The 256-nt window shown below is 64.1% G+C and carries 1 pseudogene; it reads right to left on the reverse strand.

From position 1 onward, the window contains the following. Positions 1–256 (reverse strand): annotated as a pseudogene (locus R0J88_RS21630) (3-phosphoshikimate 1-carboxyvinyltransferase); the annotation flags it as partial.

The raw sequence follows: 256 nt of genomic DNA on the forward strand, positions 1-256 counted from the left end.
TTCCAGGGTGATGTCGCCACCCATCAGGCGCAGGATGTCTATTACACCGGTGCGGGTCGGGTTGATGCCAACGTGTTCCAGCACCAGCTCGGAACCTTCGGCAATGGAGGCCGCCACCAGGAAGAAGGCTGCCGAGGAAATGTCGGCCGGCACTTCAATGCGGGTAGCGGTCAGCTTGCCGCCGGACTGCAGCGAGGCCACCGGGCCGTTCGACTCGACCGCATAGCCAAAGCCGCGCAGCATGCGTTCGGTGTGG

This window comes from Pseudoalteromonas sp. SIMBA_162 (assembly GCF_046535955.1).
GTDB lineage: Bacteria > Pseudomonadota > Gammaproteobacteria > Enterobacterales > Alteromonadaceae > Pseudoalteromonas > Pseudoalteromonas marina.